At 74.9% G+C, this 21,170-nt stretch carries 21 protein-coding genes; 12 read left to right on the top strand and 9 right to left on the bottom strand.

The features are described 5' to 3' along the window. Positions 1-9 precede the first annotated feature (9 nt). Together QDR37_RS16100 and QDR37_RS16095 are read left to right on the top strand one after the other, a co-directional pair. The gene (locus QDR37_RS16100) at positions 10-699 is read left to right on the top strand and encodes an AzlC family ABC transporter permease (protein ID WP_279714785.1); all 690 of its coding nucleotides are present in this window, start codon (positions 10-12) and stop codon (positions 697-699) included. After that, entirely contained in the window at positions 696-1,001 is a 306-nt protein-coding gene (locus tag QDR37_RS16095) for an AzlD domain-containing protein (RefSeq protein WP_279714784.1), read from the top strand. Before QDR37_RS16100 ends, QDR37_RS16095 begins: the two co-directional genes overlap by 4 nt. Here the strand turns inward: QDR37_RS16095 and QDR37_RS16090 are convergent. The 4 genes from QDR37_RS16090 to QDR37_RS16075 all read right to left on the bottom strand — a co-directional run bounded on the left by QDR37_RS16090 (position 998) and on the right by QDR37_RS16075 (position 5,196). Beyond that, positions 998-1,888 (bottom strand): aminoglycoside phosphotransferase family protein, encoded by an 891-nt coding sequence (locus QDR37_RS16090; protein ID WP_279714783.1) that lies wholly within the window; start codon positions 1,886-1,888, stop codon positions 998-1,000. The genes QDR37_RS16095 and QDR37_RS16090 overlap by 4 nt on opposite strands. A gap of 162 nt (positions 1,889-2,050) precedes the next feature. Then, complete coding sequence (locus QDR37_RS16085; RefSeq protein ID WP_279714782.1) at positions 2,051-2,560, bottom strand: hypothetical protein; 510 nt, start codon at positions 2,558-2,560, stop codon at positions 2,051-2,053. Positions 2,561-2,761: 201 nt separating this feature from the next. Further along, positions 2,762-4,354 carry a sodium:proton antiporter gene (locus QDR37_RS16080; protein ID WP_279714781.1) on the bottom strand — a complete coding sequence of 531 codons (1,593 nt, stop codon included), beginning with the start codon at positions 4,352-4,354 and terminating at the stop codon, positions 2,762-2,764. Positions 4,355-4,476: 122 nt separating this feature from the next. Next, positions 4,477-5,196: an SDR family NAD(P)-dependent oxidoreductase gene (locus tag QDR37_RS16075; protein ID WP_279714780.1), complete on the bottom strand. Its 720-nt coding sequence runs from the start codon at positions 5,194-5,196 to the stop codon at positions 4,477-4,479. A 91-nt stretch (positions 5,197-5,287) separates the two neighbouring features. Between QDR37_RS16075 and QDR37_RS16070 the strand changes: the two genes are divergently transcribed. Continuing rightward, positions 5,288-6,064: an SDR family NAD(P)-dependent oxidoreductase gene (locus tag QDR37_RS16070; RefSeq protein ID WP_279714779.1), complete on the top strand. Its 777-nt coding sequence runs from the start codon at positions 5,288-5,290 to the stop codon at positions 6,062-6,064. Continuing rightward, a complete protein-coding gene (locus QDR37_RS16065) occupies positions 6,061-6,849 on the top strand; it encodes an ABC transporter permease subunit (protein WP_279714778.1) in 789 nt (262 codons plus the stop codon). Before QDR37_RS16070 ends, QDR37_RS16065 begins: the two co-directional genes overlap by 4 nt. A 299-nt stretch (positions 6,850-7,148) precedes the next feature. On the opposite strand, the gene QDR37_RS16060 is transcribed toward QDR37_RS16065, so the two are convergent. Then, positions 7,149-9,329, bottom strand: coding sequence for a glycoside hydrolase family 3 C-terminal domain-containing protein (locus QDR37_RS16060; protein WP_279714777.1), 2,181 nt, complete (start codon positions 9,327-9,329; stop codon positions 7,149-7,151). A gap of 146 nt (positions 9,330-9,475) precedes the next feature. Between QDR37_RS16060 and QDR37_RS16055 the strand changes: the two genes are divergently transcribed. Then, the gene (locus tag QDR37_RS16055; protein WP_279714776.1) at positions 9,476-10,222 is read left to right on the top strand and encodes an ABC transporter permease; all 747 of its coding nucleotides are present in this window, start codon (positions 9,476-9,478) and stop codon (positions 10,220-10,222) included. Between the two features lie 6 nt (positions 10,223-10,228). Here the strand turns inward: QDR37_RS16055 and QDR37_RS16050 are convergent, their stop codons facing one another. Further along, positions 10,229-11,014, bottom strand: coding sequence for a hypothetical protein (locus tag QDR37_RS16050; RefSeq protein WP_279714775.1), 786 nt, complete (start codon positions 11,012-11,014; stop codon positions 10,229-10,231). Between the two features lie 111 nt (positions 11,015-11,125). Here QDR37_RS16050 and QDR37_RS16045 point away from each other — a divergent pair, with 111 nt between their 5' ends. From QDR37_RS16045 to QDR37_RS16015, 7 genes are all read left to right on the top strand, one after another. Beyond that, the gene (locus QDR37_RS16045; RefSeq protein ID WP_279714774.1) at positions 11,126-11,740 is read left to right on the top strand and encodes a DedA family protein; all 615 of its coding nucleotides are present in this window, start codon (positions 11,126-11,128) and stop codon (positions 11,738-11,740) included. After that, on the top strand, positions 11,730-12,404 hold the full coding sequence (locus tag QDR37_RS16040; RefSeq protein WP_279714773.1) for a response regulator transcription factor: 675 nt from the start codon (positions 11,730-11,732) through the stop codon (positions 12,402-12,404). Before QDR37_RS16045 ends, QDR37_RS16040 begins: the two co-directional genes overlap by 11 nt. A 128-nt stretch (positions 12,405-12,532) precedes the next feature. After that, positions 12,533-13,873: a HAMP domain-containing sensor histidine kinase gene (locus QDR37_RS16035; protein ID WP_279714772.1), complete on the top strand. Its 1,341-nt coding sequence runs from the start codon at positions 12,533-12,535 to the stop codon at positions 13,871-13,873. 52 nt (positions 13,874-13,925) lie between these two features. Beyond that, positions 13,926-15,467: a hypothetical protein gene (locus QDR37_RS16030; RefSeq protein ID WP_279714771.1), complete on the top strand. Its 1,542-nt coding sequence runs from the start codon at positions 13,926-13,928 to the stop codon at positions 15,465-15,467. A 51-nt stretch (positions 15,468-15,518) separates the two neighbouring features. Beyond that, positions 15,519-16,286 (top strand): polyprenol monophosphomannose synthase, encoded by a 768-nt coding sequence (locus tag QDR37_RS16025; RefSeq protein WP_279714770.1) that lies wholly within the window; start codon positions 15,519-15,521, stop codon positions 16,284-16,286. Positions 16,287-16,334: 48 nt separating this feature from the next. Further along, positions 16,335-17,132 carry an LLM class flavin-dependent oxidoreductase gene (locus QDR37_RS16020; RefSeq protein WP_279714769.1) on the top strand — a complete coding sequence of 266 codons (798 nt, stop codon included), beginning with the start codon at positions 16,335-16,337 and terminating at the stop codon, positions 17,130-17,132. Between the two features lie 105 nt (positions 17,133-17,237). After that, positions 17,238-18,017, top strand: coding sequence for an SDR family oxidoreductase (locus QDR37_RS16015; RefSeq protein ID WP_279714768.1), 780 nt, complete (start codon positions 17,238-17,240; stop codon positions 18,015-18,017). Positions 18,018-18,118: 101 nt separating this feature from the next. Here QDR37_RS16015 and QDR37_RS16010 read toward each other — a convergent pair whose 3' ends face one another. From QDR37_RS16010 to gndA, 3 genes are read right to left on the bottom strand one after another with little or no spacing between them, the layout of a single operon-like run. Beyond that, a complete protein-coding gene (locus QDR37_RS16010) occupies positions 18,119-18,982 on the bottom strand; it encodes an NAD(P)H-hydrate dehydratase (protein ID WP_279714767.1) in 864 nt (287 codons plus the stop codon). After that, positions 18,966-19,682 carry a histidine phosphatase family protein gene (locus QDR37_RS16005; RefSeq protein ID WP_279714766.1) on the bottom strand — a complete coding sequence of 239 codons (717 nt, stop codon included), beginning with the start codon at positions 19,680-19,682 and terminating at the stop codon, positions 18,966-18,968. Before QDR37_RS16005 ends, QDR37_RS16010 begins: the two co-directional genes overlap by 17 nt. 4 nt (positions 19,683-19,686) lie before the next feature. Next, positions 19,687-21,153 (bottom strand): NADP-dependent phosphogluconate dehydrogenase, encoded by a 1,467-nt coding sequence (gene gndA / locus QDR37_RS16000; RefSeq protein ID WP_279714765.1) that lies wholly within the window; start codon positions 21,151-21,153, stop codon positions 19,687-19,689. Between the last annotated feature and the right edge of the window lie 17 nt (positions 21,154-21,170).

Raw genomic sequence — 21,170 nt, 5'->3', positions numbered from 1 at the left:
TCGGATGCGATGGGGGAGCGCGACACCGCACGGGTCGTCCGGCAGGGGCTCGCGGTCGGGCTCGCCACCGCCGCCTACGGCGTCTCGTTCGGCGCGCTGTCCGTGCTCTCCGGGCTCGACGTCGCCCAGACCTGCTTCCTCAGCCTCGTGCTGTTCTCGGGCGGATCCCAGTTCGCGCTGATCGGCGTGCTCGCCACGGGCGGCGCTGCGGCGGCGGGGATCGGCGTGACGAGCGCGGCGCTGCTCGGCAGCCGCAACCTCTTCTACGCCGTCCGGCTCGCGCCGCTGCTGCGCTACCGGCCCCTGCGCGCGCTCGCCGCCGCGCAGCTGACGATCGACGAGTCGACCGCCGTCGCCATCGCCCAGACCGAGCCGCGGCTGCAGCGGCTCGGCTTCTGGGTGACCGGCGCGACGGTCTACCTCGGGTGGAACCTCACGACCCTGATCGGCGCGCTGCTCGGGAACCTGCTCGGCGACGTGCGGGCCTTCGGTCTCGACGCCGCGGCGGCCGCCGCGTTCCTCGCCCTCCTCTGGCCGCGGCTCGCGAAGCGGCAGGCCCGCGCCGTCGCCGCCGCGTCGGCCGTGCTCGCCGCCGCTCTCGTGCCGGCGCTGCCCGCCGGGGTCCCCGTGCTGCTCACGGTCGTCGTCGCGATCGTCGTCGGCGCGACGAACCTGCTCGGCCCGAAGGCGGCGGCGTGAGCACCTGGGCCGCGGTGATGGCCGCGTCGGTCGCCTGCCTCGCGCTCAAGGTGACCGGCTACCTCGTGCCGCCGAAGCTGTTCGAGCCGGCGCCCGCGCGGCGGACGCTCGACCTGCTGCCGGTGGCGCTGCTCACCGGGCTCGTCGTCACGCAGGCCTTCGCCGCGGGCCGCGCCTTCGTGCTCGACGCGCGGGTGCCGGCCCTCGCGGTCGCCGCGGTGCTGCTCGCGCTGCGGGCGCCGTTCCTCGTGGTCGTGCTCGCCGCGGCGGTCGTCGCGGCGCTGCTGCGCGCCCTGACCTAGGCCTCGGGGTCGAGCAGCACCTGCTCGGCGGTGCGCCGGCAGACGGCGGCGAAGCCCGGGTTCGTGTCGCGGTAGTACGGGATCGCCATCGCGGCCTGGTGCAGCGCGATGCCGCGCGCCCGCGCCCACGTGCCGTCATCGGGCGCGAGCCGCTCCCGGTAGGCGCGTCGGCCGGCCGGGCCGAGCACCGCCCAGGCGGGCACGAGGTCGTGCGCGGGGTCGCCGGTGCCGGCCGCGCCCCAGTCGATCACGCCGCTCAGCCGGCCCTCCGTCGCGAGCAGGTTCCCAGGCAGCAGGTCGGCGTGGATCCAGGTCGCGCGGCCGTCCCAGACCGGGGCCTCGAGGGCGCGGTCCCAGGCGGCGAGCGCGGCGGCCCGATCGAGCTCGACGGACGCCTCGAGCGCCGCCCGCGTGTCAGCGGCGAGCTCGGCGAGCGGCGGACGGCCGGCCCGCGGCGCGCCCGTGACGTCGACGGCGCGCATCGCGGCGACGAAGCCGGCGAGCGCCTCCGCCCGGGCGATGTCCTCGTGGTCGTCCGCCGGCGGCCCGAGCGGCGAGCCCGGCAGCCAGGAGCAGATCGCCCAGCGGTACGGGTAGTGATCGTCCGGATCGCCGAACCGGACCACCGCGGGCACGGCGAGCGGCAGGAGCGGCGCGAGGCGCGGCTGCACGGCGGCCTCGCGATCGAGGTCGGCGACGCCGTCCTCGAGCAGCGGCAGGCGAACCGAGAGGGCGTCGCCGAGGCGGAACACGGCGTTCACGGTGCCGAAGGTCGCGGCGGGCTCGATCGCCAGGCCGGCGAGCTGGGGCGCCTGGGCCCGGAGCAGCCGACGCACCAGCGCGGTGTCGACAGCGACCTCGCCCTCGTGCATCGCGGCCCGCGTCATCGGGTCCAGTCTGCCGGGCGTCGACCGTCCCAGGTCGCGCGGTACTCGTGGCGTCGCGCGGTGGGCATGCGTACCGCGCGGCGCCACACCCACCGCGCGAGGCGCCGCGGATCGGAGGCACCGCGTGCGGCACGCGTCGGCGCCGCACGCGGTGCCCGCCCGTCAGGTGGCCGAGCCGCTCGCCGGCGAGCCGGAGGGCGCCTGCCCGGCCGTGCCGGACCCGCCGCCCTGCGGGCCGGCGCCGCCGGGACCGCCCTTGCCCATGCCGTCCTCGACGCCGGTGACCGTGAGGCTCGAATCGAGCTTCACCGTCACGAGGGTGCCGTCGGGCTTCTTCATGTGCGCCTCGTAGGCGGCGTCGCCCGAGTCGGTCTCGACCCGGAGGACCGTGCCGCCCGGCACCGCCTTCAGGGCCGCGGCCGTCAGCTTTGCGGCCGTGCTGCCCGTGGCCAGGGTCTCGCCCGGGCCGTGCGACCCGGACGGGAACCCGCCCTCGCCGCTCTGGCCGTAGCCGGGCAGCGGGCTCCCCGACGACACCGCCGACGTGAGGCTGGGCGCACCCGAGGCCGTCGCCGCGGTCACGCCGATCACGCCCGCGGCCGCGCCGCCGGCGAGCAGGCCGCCCGCGACGAGCAGCGCCGTTCGCCTGCGGGCACCGTTCTGCTCCGCCATCGTGCTCCTTCCTTCGCCGCCGCACGGTGCGACGACGAACAGGAACCGTCCGCCGAAGCGCTCGCAGCCGCTGCGGAGCAGGGTTGGAACGCGCCAAGGAACCGGCCGACCCCGTGCCTTCCGCATGCAGCCGGGACATCGGTACAGGTTCGAACGCCTCCATGCGTCCCGACGGCGCACACACCTCGCGGGGTGGACGCGTCAGGGGATCGGCGGGAGCTGGCTCTCCTGGTGGTCGAGCTCGCCCTGCAGGCGGCGCAGGTCGGGTTCGCTGAGCATGCCCTCGTCGCGGCGCCGCAGCAGCTCGTCGCGCTCGGCCTGCAGGATCGCTCGACGGGCGCCGAGCGCGGCGAGGTAGTCGGACGACACCTGCGGCTCGCCCTCCTCGGCCTCGGAGAGCACCTCCAACCGCCGCCCGTACCGTCGCCGCCGCTCCTCGAGGTCGCGCAGCAGGCCGGCGCGCGCCTCCTCGGGGACCTCCTGCACGTCGTCGAGCCGGGCGAGCGCCGCGTCGACGGCGGCGAGCCTGGCCTCGTTGCGGCTGCGGATGCCGTCCGCGGCGCTCGCCCGGATGCCGAGCCGACGTGCGAGCGGCGCGAACGTGAGCCCCTGCCCGAGCAGCGTGACGGCGACGAGCACGAACGCGCAGAAGAGCAGCAGGTCGCGCTGCGGGAAGTCGAGGGGCAGCGAGTAGACGGCCGCGAGCGTGATCGCCCCGCGCGTCCCGGACCACGACAGCAGCACGAGCTCGCCGGCGGTGAGGCGCGGGGCGCCGCGGTCGCCGGCGAGCCGCAGCCGCCGGGGGAGCAGCTGCGTCAGCGCGAGCCAGATCGGCCGCAGCAGCAGCGCGACGGCGAGCGTCACGAGGACGGCGCCGACGAGGGTCCCGGCGCTGTAGCGCGAGAGCGCCGGCACGATCTCCGGCAGCTGGTTGCCGAGCAGCAGGAAGACGAAGCCCTCGAGCAGCAGGTCGAGCACCCGCCAGACGGCCGCGGCCTGCAGGCGGGAGGCGCCCGTGTCGGAGCGGGGCAGCCGGTGGCCGGCGACGAGCCCCGCGATGACGACGGCGAGCACGCCCGAGACGTGCAGCTCCTCGCCGACGATGTAGACGACGAACGGCGTCGCGAGCGACACCGCGGCACCGGCGACGGCGTCCTCGCGGAGCGGACGGATCATCCCGAGCAGCAGCGCGATGCCGGCCCCGATCACCACACCGCCGACCGCGGACAGCAGGAAGTCGCCGACGGCGAGGCCGAGGGAGAAGCCGGACCCCGCCACGGCGGCCACCGCGACACCGAACACGGTGAGCGCGGTGGCGTCGTTCAGCAGGCCCTCGCCCTCGATCACCGTGAGCAGCCGTCGCGGCAGGCCCACCCGGCGCCCGATCGACAGCGCGGCCACCGGATCCGGCGGGGCGACGGCGGCGCCGAGCGCGACGGCCGCGGCGAAGCCGAGGTGGGGGACGACGAGGGGCAGCAGCGCGCCGAGCACGAGCGCGGTCGCGAGCACGAGGCCGAGTGAGAGGCTCGCGATCGGCTGGAACGCCCGGCGGATGTCGATGAGGCTCGCGCCGAGCGCGGCGCTGTAGAGCAGCGGCGCGATGACCGCGGTGAGCACGACGTCGGGCTCGAGCGCGATGTTCGGCCCGGGCAGGAGCGCGTAGAGGCCGCCGACGAGCACGAGCAGCACCGTGAACGGCATCCGGATCCGCTCGGCGACGAAGCGGACGACCACGACGACCGCGAGCGCGGCCGCCGCGAAGGCGACGACCTCCGCGATCCCGTGCTCCGGCATGCCTCGACGCTATCGAGCGCTCCGACGGCATGCCCGGCGCGGCCGAGGGATCGGAGGCGGATCCTCAGAGCCGGCCGGGACGGTGCCGGCGGGCGCGGTGCTGCCCGGTCGGCGCTGCCGGGTCAGTGCTGCTGCGTGGGGCTCAGCACCAGCTCGTCGATGCGCACGTGGGGCGGCGAGTCGAGCACGAACGCGACGGCGCGGCCCACGTCCTCGGGCTGCAGCATGCCGCGGCGCACCTCGTCGGCCGGCACCTCGGGACGCAGCTCGAGGAAGCCGGTGTTCACGTCGCCCGGGCAGAGGTGGGTCGCGCGCACCCCCGACTCCCACTCCTGGGCGTTCAGGTTGCGGCAGACCGAACCCAGCGCGGTCTTGCTCGCGCTGTAGGCGACACCGGCGCCGGGCGAGAACGACCAGCCGGAGTACGACGAGATGACGACCGCGGTGCCCCGCGCGGCGCGCAGATCCGGCAGCGTCGCCTCGATCACGGCGGCGACCGCCATGAGGTTCGTGGCGACGATCCGCTCGAAGCCCTCCATGGTCTGGTCGCCCCACCGGCGGTGCGGGCTGTTCGACCCGGCGGAGAGCACGAGGTCGGACACCGCGCCCCAGCGCGACGCGAGCTCGCGGTGCGCGTCCGCGATCGCGGCGGTGTCGGTGACGTCGAGCGGGAGCACCAGCGCCTCGCCGCCGGCCGCCTCGACCGCGCGAGCGGTCCCGTCGAGCTGCTCGCGCCGACGCCCCGACACCACGACCCGCCTGCCGGCGGCGGCGGTGACGGCTGCGGCCCGCCCCATGCCGGATCCCGCCCCCGTCACCCAGAGCACCCGTGGGTCGCCCATCGCCCTCCCTCAGCGCTCGACGAGGGCCGGCCCCCGCCCTCAGTGGCCACTCCGGCGCGCTCAGTATGCTCGCCGCCACCGGGAGGTCCACATGCAGATCGATCTCAGGGATCGGGTCGTGATCGTGACCGGCGCGGCTCGCGGGATCGGCGCCGGCATCGCCGAGTCGTTCGCCGAGGAGGGCGCCCGCGTGGTCCGCCTCGACCTCGAGGGCGGCGGCTTCCCGGTGGGCGACGACGACCTCGTCTGCGACGTGGGCGACGAGACCGCCGTGCAGGACGTCGTCCGTCGCATCGTCGAGCGGCACGGCCGCATCGACGTGCTGGTGAACAACGCGGGCATCAACCTCGAGGGACCGCTCGAGACGATCGCCGACGACGCCTGGCGGCGCCTCTTCGAGATCAACGTCGGCGGCGTGTTCCGCATGTGCAAGGCGGTGGTGCCGGTGATGCAGCGGCAGCGGTCGGGCCGCATCCTGAACGCCGCGTCGTTCGCCGCGATCGTGCCGAGCGTGAACAGCTCCGCCTACGCGGCCTCGAAGGCGGCCGTCGTGCAGCTGACGCGGGTGCTCGCGAGCGAGCTCGGCCCCTACGGGGCCACCGTCAACGCCTACGCGCCCGGCATGGTGCCGACGGGCATCAACGGCTTCGCCGAGATGCCGCAGGCCGCGCAGGACCGGCTGCTCGACACCCTGTCGCTGCGGCGCTGGGAGGAGCCGCGCGACGTCGCGGACGTGCTGAAGTTCCTCGCGAGCGATCAGGCCGGCTACATCACGGGGACCCTCATCGATGTGAGCGGCGGCAAGCTCGCGACCCAGATCCCGGCCAAGGCGTACGAGACGGCGGCGCAGCGCGGCGAGACCGCGTGAGGCGCCGCGGCCCCTGGCTGCGGTTCGCCGTCCTGCTCGTCGTGACGGTCGTGCTGCTCCTCCCGGTGCTGTCGATCGTCTGGCGTGCGCTGCTGCCGCTCGGGGACGATGGCGGCGACGTGCCGGGCGGCCCGCTCGGCGTGCTCGCGCTCACGCTCGCGAACCCGACGACGCTGCTCCTCCTCCGCAACAGCCTCGGCACGACCGCCGTCACGGTCCTCGTGACGGTGCTCGTCGCCGCGCCCGCCGGGTACGTGCTCTCGCGCGGGCGGGGACGCCGCGTCGCGGTGTTCTCGCTGCTCGTGTTCGGCGTGCAGTCGCTGCCGCTCGTCGTCTTCCTCGTGCCGCTCTTCGTCGTGTTCGCGCAGATCGGGCTCGTGGACGACCTGGTCGGCGTCACGATCCTCTACATCGGCGCGGCCGTGTCGGTCGGCATCTGGATGATGGGCGCCGCATTCGACGCGATCCCGGCCGAGCTCGAGGAGGCGGCCTGGCTCGACGGGTGCGGCGTGCTCGGCGGCTTCGTGCGCGTCGTGCTCCGCAACGCGCTGCCCGGGGTGCTCTCCACCGCGGTCTACACGTTCCTCTTCGCATGGAACGACTACTGGATCGCGAGCCTCTTCCTCGGCACGAACACGAACTACACGCTCGGCCTCGGGGTGGCGGGCGGCGGAGGCGGCCCGGCGCTCGCGGTCGTCGCGCTGATCCCGCCGCTGCTCGTGTTCGCGGTGTTCCACCGCTACTTCAGCCTCGGCGGGGTCAGCGGCTCCCTCGCGGGCACCTGAGGGGCGACGGGCTCCGCCCCGCCACCGATTCGGTCCGTGGCAGCGGATCCCGTCCAGGGCCCGAATCCGTGGCCGGAGCGCCGCTGGACCGAATCCGTGGCGAACGTCGAACCACGATTCAGGACGGAGGCCGGGATTCAGCACCGCCGGTCCTGAGTCCCGGCCGTTCGGACCGTCCGGCCTGAATCCGGGCTCTATCCCGCCACCGATCCGGTCGGCGGCACCGGATCCCGTCCAGGGACCGCATCCGTGGCGGGAGCGCCGGTGGACCGAATCCGTGGCCGCCGACCCCGAGCCCGCTACCGCAGCCGGAGGCGTGCGGTCGGGCCGGTGCGGTCCGCGGCGTCCGCGCCGGCGGCGACGAGCGCCTCGGCCGCCGCGGGCACGAAGCCCTCGTCGGTCCAGCGCTGCAGGGGCCGGACGGAGCCGCGCAGCTCGACCGTGCGGCTGCCGCCCGCGGGCACCTCGACGCCCGCGAAGCCGACGAGCACCCGCCGCGGGAAGTCGCCGGCCGCCTCGTGCGGCTCGGCGTACAGCTGCACGACGTGCCGCCCGTCGCGATCGCCGGTGTTCGTGACCGTGGCGCGCGCCGCGAAGTGCTCGCCGTCGACCGGGCCGAGCTCGAGGTCCGCGATCGCGAACCGCGTGTACGAGAGGCCGAACCCGAGCGGGAACGCCGCGTCGACCCCGTCGCGGTCGAGCAGGCGCTGCCCGAACCAGCGGTCGTAGGTGATGCTCGTGGCGTCCGGGTCGAAGAACGGCAGGTCGTCCTCGCTGCGGGGGATGGAGAACGGCAGACGCCCGGCGACGTCGACCGCGCCGGTGAGCACGTCGGCGAGCGCCGCACCGCCCTCGCTGCCCGCGTACCAGCCGAGCAGCACCGCGGGCACCCGCTCGCGCCACTCCTCGGTGATGACCGCGCCTGCCGCGACGATCACGACGACGGTGCGCGGGTTCGCCGCGGCGACCGCCTCGATCAGCTCGACGTGGTGCCGGTGCAGGCGCAGGCTGCGCCGGTCGCCGCCGGCCGCACCACCGACGATGCCGCCCGCGCCCGCCTGCCCGCCGGCGCTGCCCAGGAAGTCCTCCGCCCACGCGTCGCCCTCGGTCGGCGGGTAGGTGGCGACGAGGTCGGGGGCGAGGAACGCGCCCGCCTCGATGTACTCGCCCTCGTCCTGCGCCGTGTAGCCGACCACGACGACGGCGGCGTCCGCATCGGCCGCGACCATCGCCGCCTGCTGCGGGTCGTCACCGGCGGCGGTCACCTCGACGCCCGCGAGCCCCGCGCGGAGGCCGTCGAGCGGCGTCGACACGGCGGGGGAGCGGACGTCGGAGGAGCCGTTGTCGCCGGTGTTGGGGCGCGCGGCGAGGTCGCCGATCACGGCGAGGCGGCGGAGCGCGCCCGTCTCGAGCGGCAGCACCGGCGCGCCCTCGACCGGCGCGTTCTTCAGCAGCACCATCGAGCGGGTCGCCACCTCGCGGGCGAGCGCGCGGTGCTCGGCCGAGAACACCACCGACGGGCCGGGCTCGTCCGACACCCGGCGGGCCGCGAAGGCGAGCTCGACGGCGAGGATCCGGATCGCGGCGGCGTCCGCCTCGCTTCGCAGGTCGGGGTCGGCGGCGACGGCCTCGGGCAGCACGGGGGCGCGCTGCTCCGAGAACGGCTCCTCCACGTCGAGCCCGGCCCGCAGCGACGCGATCGGGTCGCGGAGGCCCCAGATGAAGTCGGACACGGCGATGCCGCGGAAGCCCCATTGCTCGCGCAGCACCTCGGTGATGAGGTGCCGGTTCTCGCCCGCCCACGCGCCGTTCACCGAGTTGTAGGCGGTCATGACGGCGTCGGCACCCGCCTCGACGACGCGGCGGAAGTGCGGCAGGAACACCTCCTGCAGGCTCGCCTCGTCGATCGTCACGTCGACCGTGAAGCGCGCGTTCTCCATGGAGTTCAGCGCGTAGTGCTTCACGGTGGTCATCGCGTTCGGCGCGACGCCGCGATGGAGCGCGGCGCCGAAGTCGCCGAGCAGCAGCGGGTCCTCGCCGTAGGTCTCCTGGATGCGGCCCCACGCGGGGTGCCGCGGCAGGTTGATGCAGATGCCGCCGAAGAAGTTGCCGCCGAGGGCGCGCAGCTCGCGTCCGATGGCGGTGCCGACGCGCTCCTCGAGCGACGGGTCCCAGGTCGCGCCGCGCGCCATCGAGACGGGGAACGCGGTCGCCTGCCCGAGCACGACGCCGCGCGGGCCGTCGCCGAAGCGGAGGCCGGGGATGCCGAGCCGCGGCACGGCGCCGTGCACGTAGGGCGTGTGGTTGTAGCCCTCGACGACCATCCGCCGGAAGCCCTGCCAGAACGGCTCGTCGCCGTCGAGCAGCGAGAGCCGCTCCTCCGGCGTCAGCTCCTGCAGCAGCGCCGCCGCGGCCTCGCGCGGGTCCGCGCCCGCCCGCACCTGCGCCGCCGCCTCGTCGAACCGCGTGCTCTCCGCCATCGTCGCCGCCTCCCCGCCCGCCCCTGCGGGCGGCGTCACGCTAGCAGCGGGGCTGGGAGGTCTGTCGGGGTCGACGACGAAGGCGCAGCGTGCGGTCCCGAGGATCCCGGCCGACGTCGCACGGGCGCGGGCCATAGCCTCGGGCCGTGCTCCTCGCGACGCTCCTGCCCTCGCTCCTGGGCGTCGCCGTGCTCGCGGCCATCACGGTCGGGGTGCTCACCGTCGTGCGGACCCCGCACCGCTCAGCGCCGACCCTCGCGATCCTCCGCGGCGCGCTGCAGCTCGCGGTCATCAGCCTCGTGCTCGCCGGCGTGATCCGCGATCCGCTCTGGGTGGGCGCCGCCCTGCTCGTCATGTTCGGTGTCGCCGTGTCGACCGCGACGCGGCGCATCGGCTGGAGCGCGCAGCACCTCGCCGTCATGGCCGGGGCGATGGGCTGCGGCATCCTCGTCACCCTCGTCGTCGTGTTCGGCACCGGGGCGATCGCCTTCACGGCCCGGTACGCGCTCGCGATCGGCGGCATCGTGGTCGGCAACGCGATGTCGATCGCGACGCTCGCCGGGCGCCGCTTCACCGAGTCCGTCACGGACTCCTGGGAGCAGGTCGAGGGCTGGCTCGCGCTCGGAGCGACGCCGCGCGAGTCGACCCGCACGCTCGCCCGGTCCGCCGTCTACTCGGCGCTCATCCCGTCGACCGACCAGACCCGGACGACGGGGCTCGTCACGCTGCCCGGCGCGTTCGTGGGCGCGATCTTCGGCGGCGTCTCACCGCTCGACGCGGGCCGGTTCCAGATCGTCGTGCTCGCCGCGATCATGGCCGCCGGCTCGATCACCGCCGCGCTGGTCGTCGCCGCGCTCGCGCCCGTCCGGGTCCGCCCGGGCGCGCTCGACTGACGCGGGTCAGGCCGCGGCGGGCACGACCTCGACGTCGCGCTTGCGCATCGAGAGCACGACGACGAGCACGATGAACACCGCGAGCTCGACGACGCTCACGAGCCCGGTGCCGACGTCGAGGCCGCCACGCGAGGCGGGCACCGCGATCCAGTCGGAGAACGAGGCCCCGAGCGGGCGGGTGATCACGTAGGCGGTCCAGAACGCGAGCACCGGGCCCAGCCCCGCGAACCGGTGCGCGAGCGCCGGCACGGCGATCGCGACGGCGAAGAGCACGCCCGAGCCGAGGAAGCCGAGGTGCAGGCTCACCGCGGTCCAGTCGCCTGCGGCCGTGCCGAGCGCGAAGGTGGCGAGCACCGCCGCCCAGTAGAAGCGCTCGCGGCGGGCGGTGATGATCGCGTGCACCGACAGGGTGCGCTCGCTGCGGTGCCAGAGCACGAACACGACCGCGAGCGCCACCGCGAACACGATCGTGGAGGCGACGTAGGGCACGCCGAGACCGACGTGGAGCACGTCCGCCGCCATCGTGCCGAAGATGCTCACCGCGAGGGCGGTGGTCCAGTAGACGGCCGCGACGTACCGTCGGAGGCGGAACTGCGCGACGAGCATCGCGACGAGGAAGACGAAGCCGAGCGGCACGACGATCTCGGGCGGGTAGTGCTTCACGAGGAAGTCCGACATCGTCTCGCCCATGCCGGTCGTCAGCACCTTGACGACCCAGAACAGCGGGGTCACGAGCGGGACGCGGTTCAGCACCGCGGGCACGACGAGGCGGACGGGCGTCTCGGGGCTCATGGAGGACGAGGATGACCGAGATCTGCTGATCCGTCGCTGAGGCGCACGGCCCGGGGGAGTCTTCCGGGTGCCTCACGGCTTCCTCAGTGCTCGTTCCGGAACCTTGATCCGATGTTCGATCTCGGGAACCTCCTCACCTCGCTCGGCCCATGGGCGCTCGCCGCCATCGGCCTCATGGTCTTCATCGAATCCGGGGTGCTGTTCCCGTTCCTGCCCGGTGACTCGCTGCTCGTCACGGCGGGGCTGCTGCACGCGAAGCTGGGGCTCGAGATCTGGCAGATCATCGTGGTCGGGGTCGTGGCCGGCGTGCTCGGCAACCAGGTCGCGTACTGGCTCGGCCTGCGGTTCGGCCGCCGCCTCTTCAAGGAGGACGCGCGGGTGCTGAAGCTGCGGCACCTCCACGAGGCCGAGGGCTTCTTCGCGAAGTACGGCGGGGCCGCGCTCGTGCTCGGCCGCTTCGTGCCGATCGTCCGCACCTACGTCGCCCTCGCCGCGGGCAGCGCCCGCTACCACTACCCCCGGTTCCTCACCTGGAACATCGTGGGCGCCGTGCTCTGGGCGGGCGGCGTGACGCTGCTCGGCAGCGCGCTCGGCGGCGTGCCCTTCATCGTCAACAACCTCGAGGTGCTCCTCGCCCTGGTCGTCGTGATCTCGATCGCGCCGATCGTGATCTCGGCACTCCTGAAGCGCCGCCGCAGCCGCCGGGAGGGCGCTCATGTCGGATAGCCCACTGCCCGCCCTGCTGATCGTCGAGGACGACGCCCGGCTCGGCCCGCTGATGGCCGAGATCCTCGGCGAGACCTACGACGTGACCCTCGTGCAGGACGGCCTCGCCGGCCTCGACGCCGTGCTCTCGAACGGATTCGAGGCCGTCGTCCTCGACCGGCGCCTCCCCGAGCTCGACGGGCTCGAGCTGCTGCGCCGCGTCCGCGCCGCCGGCCGTCGGGTGCCGATCCTGCTCCTGTCCGCCTACGGCACGCTGCAGGACCGGGTCGAGGGACTCGACAGCGGTGCGAACGACTACCTCGTGAAGCCGTTCGAGACGGACGAGCTGCTCGCCCGTCTCCGCGCGCTGCGGCGCGCGAGCGCGATCGAGGAGACCGTGCTCGACATCGGCTGCTGGCGCTTCTACCCGGACGGCAGGGCGCTGACCTCGCCCGGCCAGGACCGCGTCGCGCTCACGGAGAAGGAGTCGGACATCCTCCGGCTGCTCGCGGAGAGCCCCGACCGCACCTTCGCGCCCGAGCGGATCCTGCGCAGCGTCTTCCCCGAGGGGGAGAAGCTCGGCGTCGTGCGCACGTACGTGCACTACATCCGGCACAAGACGGTGCCGGAGCTCATCGCGACGGTGCGCGGTGTGGGCTACCAGGTGGGACGGCCCGAGCGGTGACGGCCGCCCCGCCGCGGCGGGACGCGCGTCGGCCCTCGCGCGACGAGGGCCCGGACCGCCAGGATCGTTCCCGTGACCTGCCGTCGAGCGTCCCGCCCGCTGCGCGCGTGGTGCTCGAGGGACTGCTGATGCGGTCCCTCCCGCTCGGCGCAGGCCTGCGGCGCCGCATCGTCGCCTCGACCGCGCTGCTCAGCGTGGTGGGGATGGCCCTCCTGATCGGCGCCGTCCTGCTGCTCAGCGACCAGGGCACCGACCGGGAGATGCGCCAGGTGCTCTCCGACCGCGCCGACGCCGTGCTCGCGACGACGACCTACGCGAACGGGACGCTCCGTCCGGCGAAGGCGAACGACGTGCTGTTCGACACCCTGAGCTGGATCACCGACCGCAACGGCCGGTTCGTCGCGGGGCCGCGTGTGCCGTCGTCGCTGCGGCAGCCCGTGGCCGAGCTGAGCACGGCCGGCAGCCCGCGCTACAGCGAGGCCGACCACTGGTGGCTCTACGCCCAGCCCGTCGAGTCCGACGGCAAGCGCGTGGGGACCGTCATCACGGTCCTCAGCTCGCGCCCCTACGAGGGCGTGCTGAAGCGGGAGGCGGCCGCGAGCATCGTGCTCGGCCTCATCACCGTCGCCGGCATGACCCTGCTCGCGTGGCTGATCGTCCGGCGCGCGCTCGCGCCGGTGGCCCGGATGACGAGGGCCGCCGAGGCCTGGTCGCAGGACCGGCTCGAGCAGCGGTTCGACCTCGGGCCTCCCGCGGACGAGATCACCGCGCTCGGCGCCGTGCTCGACTCGCTGCTCGAGCGCGTCAGCCAGGCGATCCGCGCCGAGCAGCGGCTCACCGCCGAGCTCGCGCACGAGCTGCGCACACCGCTCACCGTCATCAAGGGCGAGGCCGACCTCGGCCGCCTCGGCCGCGGCGTCGCGCCCCGCGAGCGCGACCGCTTCGGGCGCATCGCCGCGGCGGCGAGCGACATGAGCGCCGCGATGACGACCCTGCTCGACGTCGCCCGCGGCTCGATCGGCACCGACGCGAGCACCGACGTCGTGCCCGTCGTCGAGGCCCTCGCAGGCCGTATGGCCGACCCGGTGCTCGGCATCCGGGTCGTGCCGTCCGACGCCGTCGCGGCCGTGCCGAAGGAGCTGCTCGAGCGCATCGTCGCCCCCGTCCTCGACAACGCCGTGCGGTACGCCCGCAGCACGATCCGGATCACGGCGGTGCACGAGGGCGATCAGGTCGTCGTGCTCATCGAGAACGACGGCGAGCCCGTGGTCGGCGCCGACGAGGACCTCTTCGCCGCGGGGGTGCACTCCGACGACAGCCCCGGTGCCGGGCTCGGACTCGCCCTCGCCCGCCGGGTCGCCCGGGCGATCGGCGGCGACGTCCGCCTCCGGAGCGCGTCGCCCGCAGCGTTCGCCGTTACGCTCCCGGCGGGCGTCCCGAGGCGCTCGACCAGGCGGGAGGCCTCCTGATCGCCGCGGCCCCGCCCGTCGCGGCGCCGGCAGGCCGGACAGGAGTGCAGGCATGACCGCGACCGCGACCGCCACCGCCGTGCCGCAGGGCACCGCGCCCACCAGGGATCGCCCGGCACCGCTGCCGGTCCCGCGCTGGGCGTGGGTCGCCGTCGTCGTGCTCGTCGCCGCGATCGCGTTCTGGGTGCGCATCGGGCTGCTGCTCCGCGGGGGCGGCCTGCTCGGCTCCGACGCCTACGACGACGGCGTGTACTACGCGGGCGCCGCCGCCTTCGCGCACGGCCGGGTGCCCTACCTCGACTTCCTGTTCCTGCAGCCGCCCGGGATCATGGTCCTGCTCGGGCCCTTCGCGGCGCTCGGCGCCGTCGTGACCGACGCCCGGGCCATGGCCCTCGCCCGCGTCTCGTTCGAGCTGGTCGGCGCCCTGAACGCGGTGATCGTGATGGTGCTCGCCCGCCGGTGGGGCTTCGGCGCCGCGCTCATCGCCGGGGTCACGTACGCCGTGTTCTTCCCGAACGCGTACACCGAGCGGTCGACGACGCTCGAGCCGATCGGCACGCTCGGGATCCTGCTCGCCCTGCTGCTCGCCCGGCGCGCGGCCGTCTCGCCGGCCTGGGCGCTGCTCGCGGGCGCCTGCGCCGCGCTCGCCGTGAGCATGAAGGTCTGGTACATCATCCCGGCGGCGATCGTGCTCGCCTTCCAGCCCGCCCGGCGCCTGCAGTGGTTCCTCGGGCTCGTCGGCGGCGGCGTCGCGCTCTACGTGCCGTTCCTGCTCGCGGCGCCCGGGCCGATGCTGCAGCAGGTCGTGCTCGACCAGCTCGGCCGGCCCCGGCCGGGCACCCTGATCGGCTCGCTGAAGAAGCGGGTGCTGGGGCTCTCGGGCGCGCCGACGCTGCACGGCTCGCTCGCGTGGCTCACCCCCTCGCGCATCGCGCTGACCGTCTTCGCGATCGGGCTCCTGCTCGCGATCGGCGCGGCCCTCGTCCGCGGCGCCCGCGTCTACGTCGTGCTCAGCGTCGTCACGGCCCTCGTGATCATCGCGAGCCCGTCCTACTTCACCCACTACGTCTCGTTCGTCACGCCGTGGGCGTCGGTGATGGTCGGCGTCGGCGCCGCGCGCTGGCTCAGACCGATCCCCATCCGGGCCGTGCGCGCCGTGGGCGTCGTCGTGCTGCTCGTGCTCGTCGTCGCGCTCGACTGGAGGCGGGACGCGCAGCCGATCGGCGAGCGCATCCCGCTCGCCTCGCTGCGGCCCGCGGCCGCTCAGGTCCGGGGCTGCATCACGACCGACGACCCGGTGATCCTCGCGAGCATGAACGTGCTCACCCGCGACCTCGAGCGGGGCTGCCCGCTCTGGCCGGACGTGACGGGCTGGACCTACGACCGCGACGACGTCCGGAAGGCGAACGGCCAGGCGCAGGACCGCCCGAAGAACCTCCGCTGGCAGCACGACCTGCTCGTCTACCTGCGCAGCGGCGACGCGACGATCGTCGCCCGGCAGCTGACCGGACTCAGCCCCGAGTCGAAGGCCGTGCTCGAGCGCGGCCGGGTGCTCGGCGGCAGCGGCGGCTTCCTGCTCCGCACCACGCCCTGACCCCCTGATCCCTCCGGCGCTCCGCCGGCCCTGCCGAAAGGTGTACGACCGATGCCCACCCCCGCGTCCTCGACGCTCGTCTGCGTCCCGACCTACAACGAGGCGGACTCGCTCCCGGTGCTGCTCACGAAGCTGCGGGCGGCGCAGCCGGACGTGCACGTGCTCGTCATCGACGACGGCAGCCCCGACGGCACCGGCGCGATCGCCGACGGCTGGGCGGAGCGCGACGACCACGTGCACGTGCTCCACCGCACCGAGAAGGCCGGCCTCGGCGCCGCGTACCTCGCCGGGTTCGCGTGGGGCATCGAGCGCGGCTACGAGTTCCTCGTCGAGATGGACGCCGACGGCAGCCACCGCGCCGAGGACCTCGGGCGCCTGCTCGACGCCGCCGCGACGAACGACCTCGTGCTCGGCACGCGGTGGATGCCGGGCGGCAGGACGGTCAACTGGCCCTTCCGGCGCCGGCTGCTCTCCGTCGCCGGCAACGTGTACGCCCGGACGATGCTCGGCGTGCCGTTCGGTGACATCACCGGCGGGTTCCGGGTCTACCGCACGGCGACGCTCCAGCAGCTCGATCTGACCACGGTGCGCAGCGAGGGCTACTGCTTCCAGGTGGAGCTCGCCCTGCGGGCCTGGGACTCGGGCTTCCGCATGGTGCAGGTGCCCATCACGTTCGTCGAGCGCGAGCAGGGCGTGAGCAAGATGAGCGGCAACATCGTCCGCGAGGCCATGGAGAAGGTCACGGTGTGGGGCATCGAGCGCCGCGTCCGGCGTCTCTTCGTGGGCTGGCGCGTCGACCCGAAGGCGTCGCGCGGCTGATCGCGTCCGGGCTCCCGTCCCGGGGTGCCGCAGGCATAGCCTGCGTCCGTGGCCGTGCACCCGTTCCGCTTCGGCGTCGTGGCCGGCCGGCCCGTCTCCGGCACGGCGTGGCTCGACCTCGCACGCTCCGTCGAGGCCGCCGGCTACGACGCCCTGCTGCTGCCCGACACGCTGTTCACGCCGTCGCCGTTCCCGGCGCTCGCCGCCGCGGCGGCCGTCACCACCCGGCTGCACGTCGCGACCTGGGTGCTCGCGGCTCCGCTGCGGCCGCCGGCGGCCGTCGTGCGCGAGACGGCCGCGCTGCAGCTGCTCTCGGGGAACCGGTTCGAGCTCGGCATCGGCACGGGGCGGCCAGGTGCGAAGGCCGAGGCGGAGCGTCTCGGGATGCCGTGGGGTGGCTGGACCGACCGCCTCCGGCAGGTGCTCGAGACGGTCGAGGCGGTGCGCGGCGAGGTGCAGCCGGCGCCCCGCGTGATCATCGCCGGGGCGGGGCCGAGGATGCTCGGGCCCGCCGGGACCGCCGACACCGTCGCGCTCGCCCTGCCGCCGGCCGCGACCGTCGACGACGTGCTCCGCGCCGCGGAGCGCACCCGCGAGAGCGGTGGCGACCCGGAGCTCGCGCTGCAGCTCTCCGGGGTCGGCGGACGGCTCGTGGCGTACCTCGAGCGCTCCGGCACCACCGCGGCCGACCTCGCGGGTGCCGCCGCCGTGCTCTCCGGCGACGCCGACGCGATGGCGGGATCCCTGCTCGCGCTGCGCGAGCGAACCGGCGTCTCGTTCCTGCCCGTCGCGGCCGAGCAGCTCGAGGCGTTCCAGCCGGTGCTCGAGCGGCTGAGGGCCGTCTAGGCCGCTCGGCGCCTCCCCGTCCCAGCTGCTCCGGAGCCGTGCCGCTCCGCGCGCGCCAGAGCGGCACGGATCCGGAGCAGGCGCGGGGGCCGTAGCGTGCAGCGCGTGCAGCCCGCCGACCACCTCGCCCGCCTCTTCTCCCTCGAGGGCCGCACCGCGGTCGTCACCGGCGGCAGCTCCGGCATCGGCCTCGCGATCGCGTCCGCGCTCGCCCTCGTGGGAGCGCGCACGGTGCTCGTCGCGCGCGACCGCGACCGGCTCGAGGCCGCCGCAGCAGGGCTCCGGGAGCGCGGCGCGGACGTCCTCGGCGTGCCCGGCGATCTCGGGACGCGACGAGGCGTCGCCGACGCGATCGCCGCCGTCGTCGCCGCGGCGGGCGAGCCCGACATCGTCGTGAGCGCGGCGGGCGTCAACCTCCGGCCGCCGATGCCGGAGGTCGACGAAGCCGTCTGGGACGCCACGATGGGCCTCAACCTCGACGCGCCGTTCCTGCTCGGGCAGCGGTTCGGTCGGGGCATGGCGGCGCGGGGCTACGGGCGCCTCATCGCCGTCTCCAGCCAGCAGGCCCACCGCGCCTTCGTCGACAGCGGCGCGTACGGCGTCTCGAAGGCCGCCCTCGAGGCGCTGGCCCGCTCGCAGGCCGAGGCGTGGTCCGCCTCCGGCGTCACGAGCAACGTGCTCGTGCCCGGCTTCGTGCTCACCCCGCTGAACGCGCGCCTGCAGCAGGACCCGGAGCGGGTCGCGGCGCTCGCCGCGCGCACGATGGTCGGGCGCAACGGCGTGCCCGACGACTTCGCGACCGCGGCGGTCTTCCTCGCGAGCCCGGCGTCGGGCTACGTCACGGGGCAGGCGCTGTTCGTGGACGGCGGCTTCTCCGTCCACTAAGGAACGCGCCTCCGCTGCTCCGGATCCCGGTCGCTCTGCGGAGCGCGGAGCGACGCGGATCCGGAGCAGGCGGACGCCGGCCCGCGCCGCGGCTCGGACGGTCAGGCGTTGGCGGACCGCGCCAGCACGAGGGGCAGCTCGTCGGCGAGCTCGCGGGCGAGGAAGCCGAGCGGCCCGATGCGCTCCGCGAGGCGGTCTCCCGCCCGCGCGTGCAGGTAGGTGGCCCAGCAGGTCGCCTCCGCCGTCTCGGCGCCGCGCGCGATGAGCCCGCCGATCGCGCCGGCGAGCACGTCGCCGCTGCCGGAGGTGCCGAGTCCCGGCCCACCGGCCGGGACGCCGCGGAGCCGTCCGCCGGGCTCAGCGACCATGCCGCCCCCGCTCACGACGGCGTCGTAGCGGTCGGCGACGCGCAGCAGCCCGTCGGCGAGGTCGTCGACCTCGGCGCCGAGCAGGCGTGACGCCTCCGCCGCGTTCGGGGTGAGGATCAGCCGGCCGCGCAGGGGCTCGGCGAGCTCGGGCCGGTTGCCGAGCGCACCGAGCGCGAACGCGTCGAGCAGCACGCGGGTGCGCTCCGGGATCGCCGGGATCACGCGGGCGAGCAGCTCGCCGGTCTCGTCCGGCTCGTCGAGGCCCGGCCCGAGCACGATGCAGTCGACGTCGAGCTCGTCCGCGAGGGCGTCGGCCGCGCCGCGGCCCGCGACGGATCCGCCGCTCGCCTCCGGCAGCCCGAGCACGCCGGCCTCCGGCAGGGCGACGGCGAGGGAGGGCGCGACGGACGCCGCGACACCGAGGGTCAGCCGCCCGGCGCCGACCCGCAGCGCCGCGATACCGGTGAGCGCCGCGGCGCCCGGGGTCTTCGCGGCACCGCCGACGACGAGCACGTCGCCGCGGTCGCGCTTGCCGTGCCCGGGCGGCGGGAGCGGGACGAGCCCGCCCGGCTCGATCGGCTCAGGCGTGGACGTCATCGGACTCCCTCCCGTGCACCGTCGGCTCCTCGACGTGTCCCACGTCGTTCACGAGCGTCGCCCGCCATCCGGCCCCGTCGCGCTCGAGCACGGTGAGGGAGGCGTTCTTGATGGGGTCGCGTCGCGCGGCGTCGAGCAGCTCCTGCTCGCCGAGGTGCTCGAGGACCGCGCGGAACAGCCAGATCACCGCGTCGTGGCAGACGACGAGCACCGTGCCGCCCTGCCCATCGAGATCGTGGAGCGCCGAGCGCACCCGGAGCTGCACGTCGGCCCACGACTCGCCCCCGGGGGGCCGGTGGTAGTACTTGCCGAGCCAGCGCCGGCGCTCCGCCTCGTCGGGGTGCAGCTCGACGATGCCACGCCAGGTCAGCGCGTCGAGGATGCCGAGCTCGCGGTCGCGCAGCCGCTCGTCGACCTCCGGCTCGAGGCCGAGCCCGGCGCGCTCGAGGGCGATGGATGCCGTCTCCCGCGCGCGGACGTACGGCGAGACCCGGACCGCGCCGGGCCGCTCCGCCGCGTCGAGGCGCGCCAGCCGGTCGCCGAGGTCCGCCGCCTGCTCGCGACCGAGCGCGGTGAGCACCACGTCGGCGTCACGGGCCGGCACGGCGACGCGGAGCGCGTGGGTGCGGTCCGCCTCCGCGGCGGCGACGTTCCCCTCGCTCTCGCCGTGCCGGACGAGGATCAGCCGTTCGAGCGCCACGGGGTCAGTGTCCCGAGCCGGCCGACTCGATCTCGCTGCGGTCGCCGCTCCAGAGGGTGTGGAAGGTGCCCTCGCGGTCGACGCGGTGGTAGGTGTGCGCGCCGAAGAAGTCGCGCTGCCCCTGGATGAGCGCGGCGGGCAGGCGCGTCGACGAGAGCGAGTCGTAGTAGCTGAGCGCCGACGCGAAGCCCGGCACCGGGACGCCGGAGAGCGCCGCTGCCGACACGACCCGGCGCCACGCCGCCTCGCCGTCGGCGACGGCCTTCGCGAAGTACTCGTCCGCGAGCAGCGTCGGCAGCTCGGGGTCGCGCTCGTAGGCCTCGACGATGCGGTTCAGGAACCGGGCCCGGATGATGCAGCCCGCGCGCCAGATCTTCGCGACCGCGCCCTTGTCGATGTCCCAGCCGAACTCCTTCGCGCCGGCGATGATCACGTCGAAGCCCTGGGCGTAGGCGACCACCTTGGAGGCGTAGAGCGCGGCGCGCACGTCGTCCTCGAAGCCGTCCGGCTTCGCGACCGGCTCGGGCCGGCCGTGCTCGCGGCCCTGCACGGCGGCGCGCTGGTCGGGCTTGCTCGACACGGCGCGGGCGAAGACGGCCTCGCCGATCCCGCTGACGGGCACGCCGAGCCCGACCGCGTTCTGCACGGTCCAGACGCCGGTGCCCTTCGACCCGGCCTGGTCGACGACGACGTCGACGAACGGCTTGCCGGTCGCCGCGTCCTTCTGCCGCAGCACCTCGGCGGTGATCTCGATGAGGTACGACTCGAGGTCGCCCTCGTTCCAGGCGGCGAACACGTCGGCGATGGCGTCGGGCTCGTGCCCGGCGATGCGCCGCAGCAGGTCGTACGACTCGGCGATCAGCTGCATGTCGGCGTACTCGATGCCGTTGTGGACCATCTTCACGAAGTGGCCGGCGCCGTCGGTGCCGATGTGCGTGACGCACGGCTCGCCCTCGGCCTCGGCGGCGATCGACTCGAGGATCGGCCCGAGGGTGGTGTACGCCTCACGGGAGCCGCCGGGCATGATCGACGGCCCGTTCAGCGCGCCCTCCTCGCCGCCCGAGATGCCGGCGCCGACGAAGTTGAGGTCCCGCGCCTTCAGGTCCTGCTCGCGGCGGATGGTGTCGTGGAAGTTCGCGTTGCCGCCGTCGACGATGATGTCGCCGGGCTCGAACCGCTCGGCGAGCTGATCGATCACCGCGTCGGTGCCGCGCCCCGCCTGGACCATGATGATCGCGGTCCGCGGCTTCTTCAGGCTCGCGACGAACGCGTCGACGTCGTGCGCCGGCACGAAGTCGCCCTCCGAGCCGTGCTGCTGCATCACCTCGTCCGTGCGGGAGGTGGTGCGGTTGTAGATCGCCACCGTGTGCCCGTGGTGGGCGAGGTTGCGGGCGAGGTTCGAGCCCATGACCGCCATGCCGACGACGCCGATGTCGGCGACGCCCTCCCTCGTGCTGCTGCCGTCCGTCATCTCAGCGTCCTCCCTTG

The sequence above is a fragment of the Amnibacterium sp. CER49 genome, from assembly GCF_029846255.1.
Taxonomy (GTDB): domain Bacteria; phylum Actinomycetota; class Actinomycetes; order Actinomycetales; family Microbacteriaceae; genus Amnibacterium.
The sequence above is the reverse complement of the archived record's forward strand: the minus strand, read 5'-3'. Positions and strand labels throughout refer to the sequence as shown.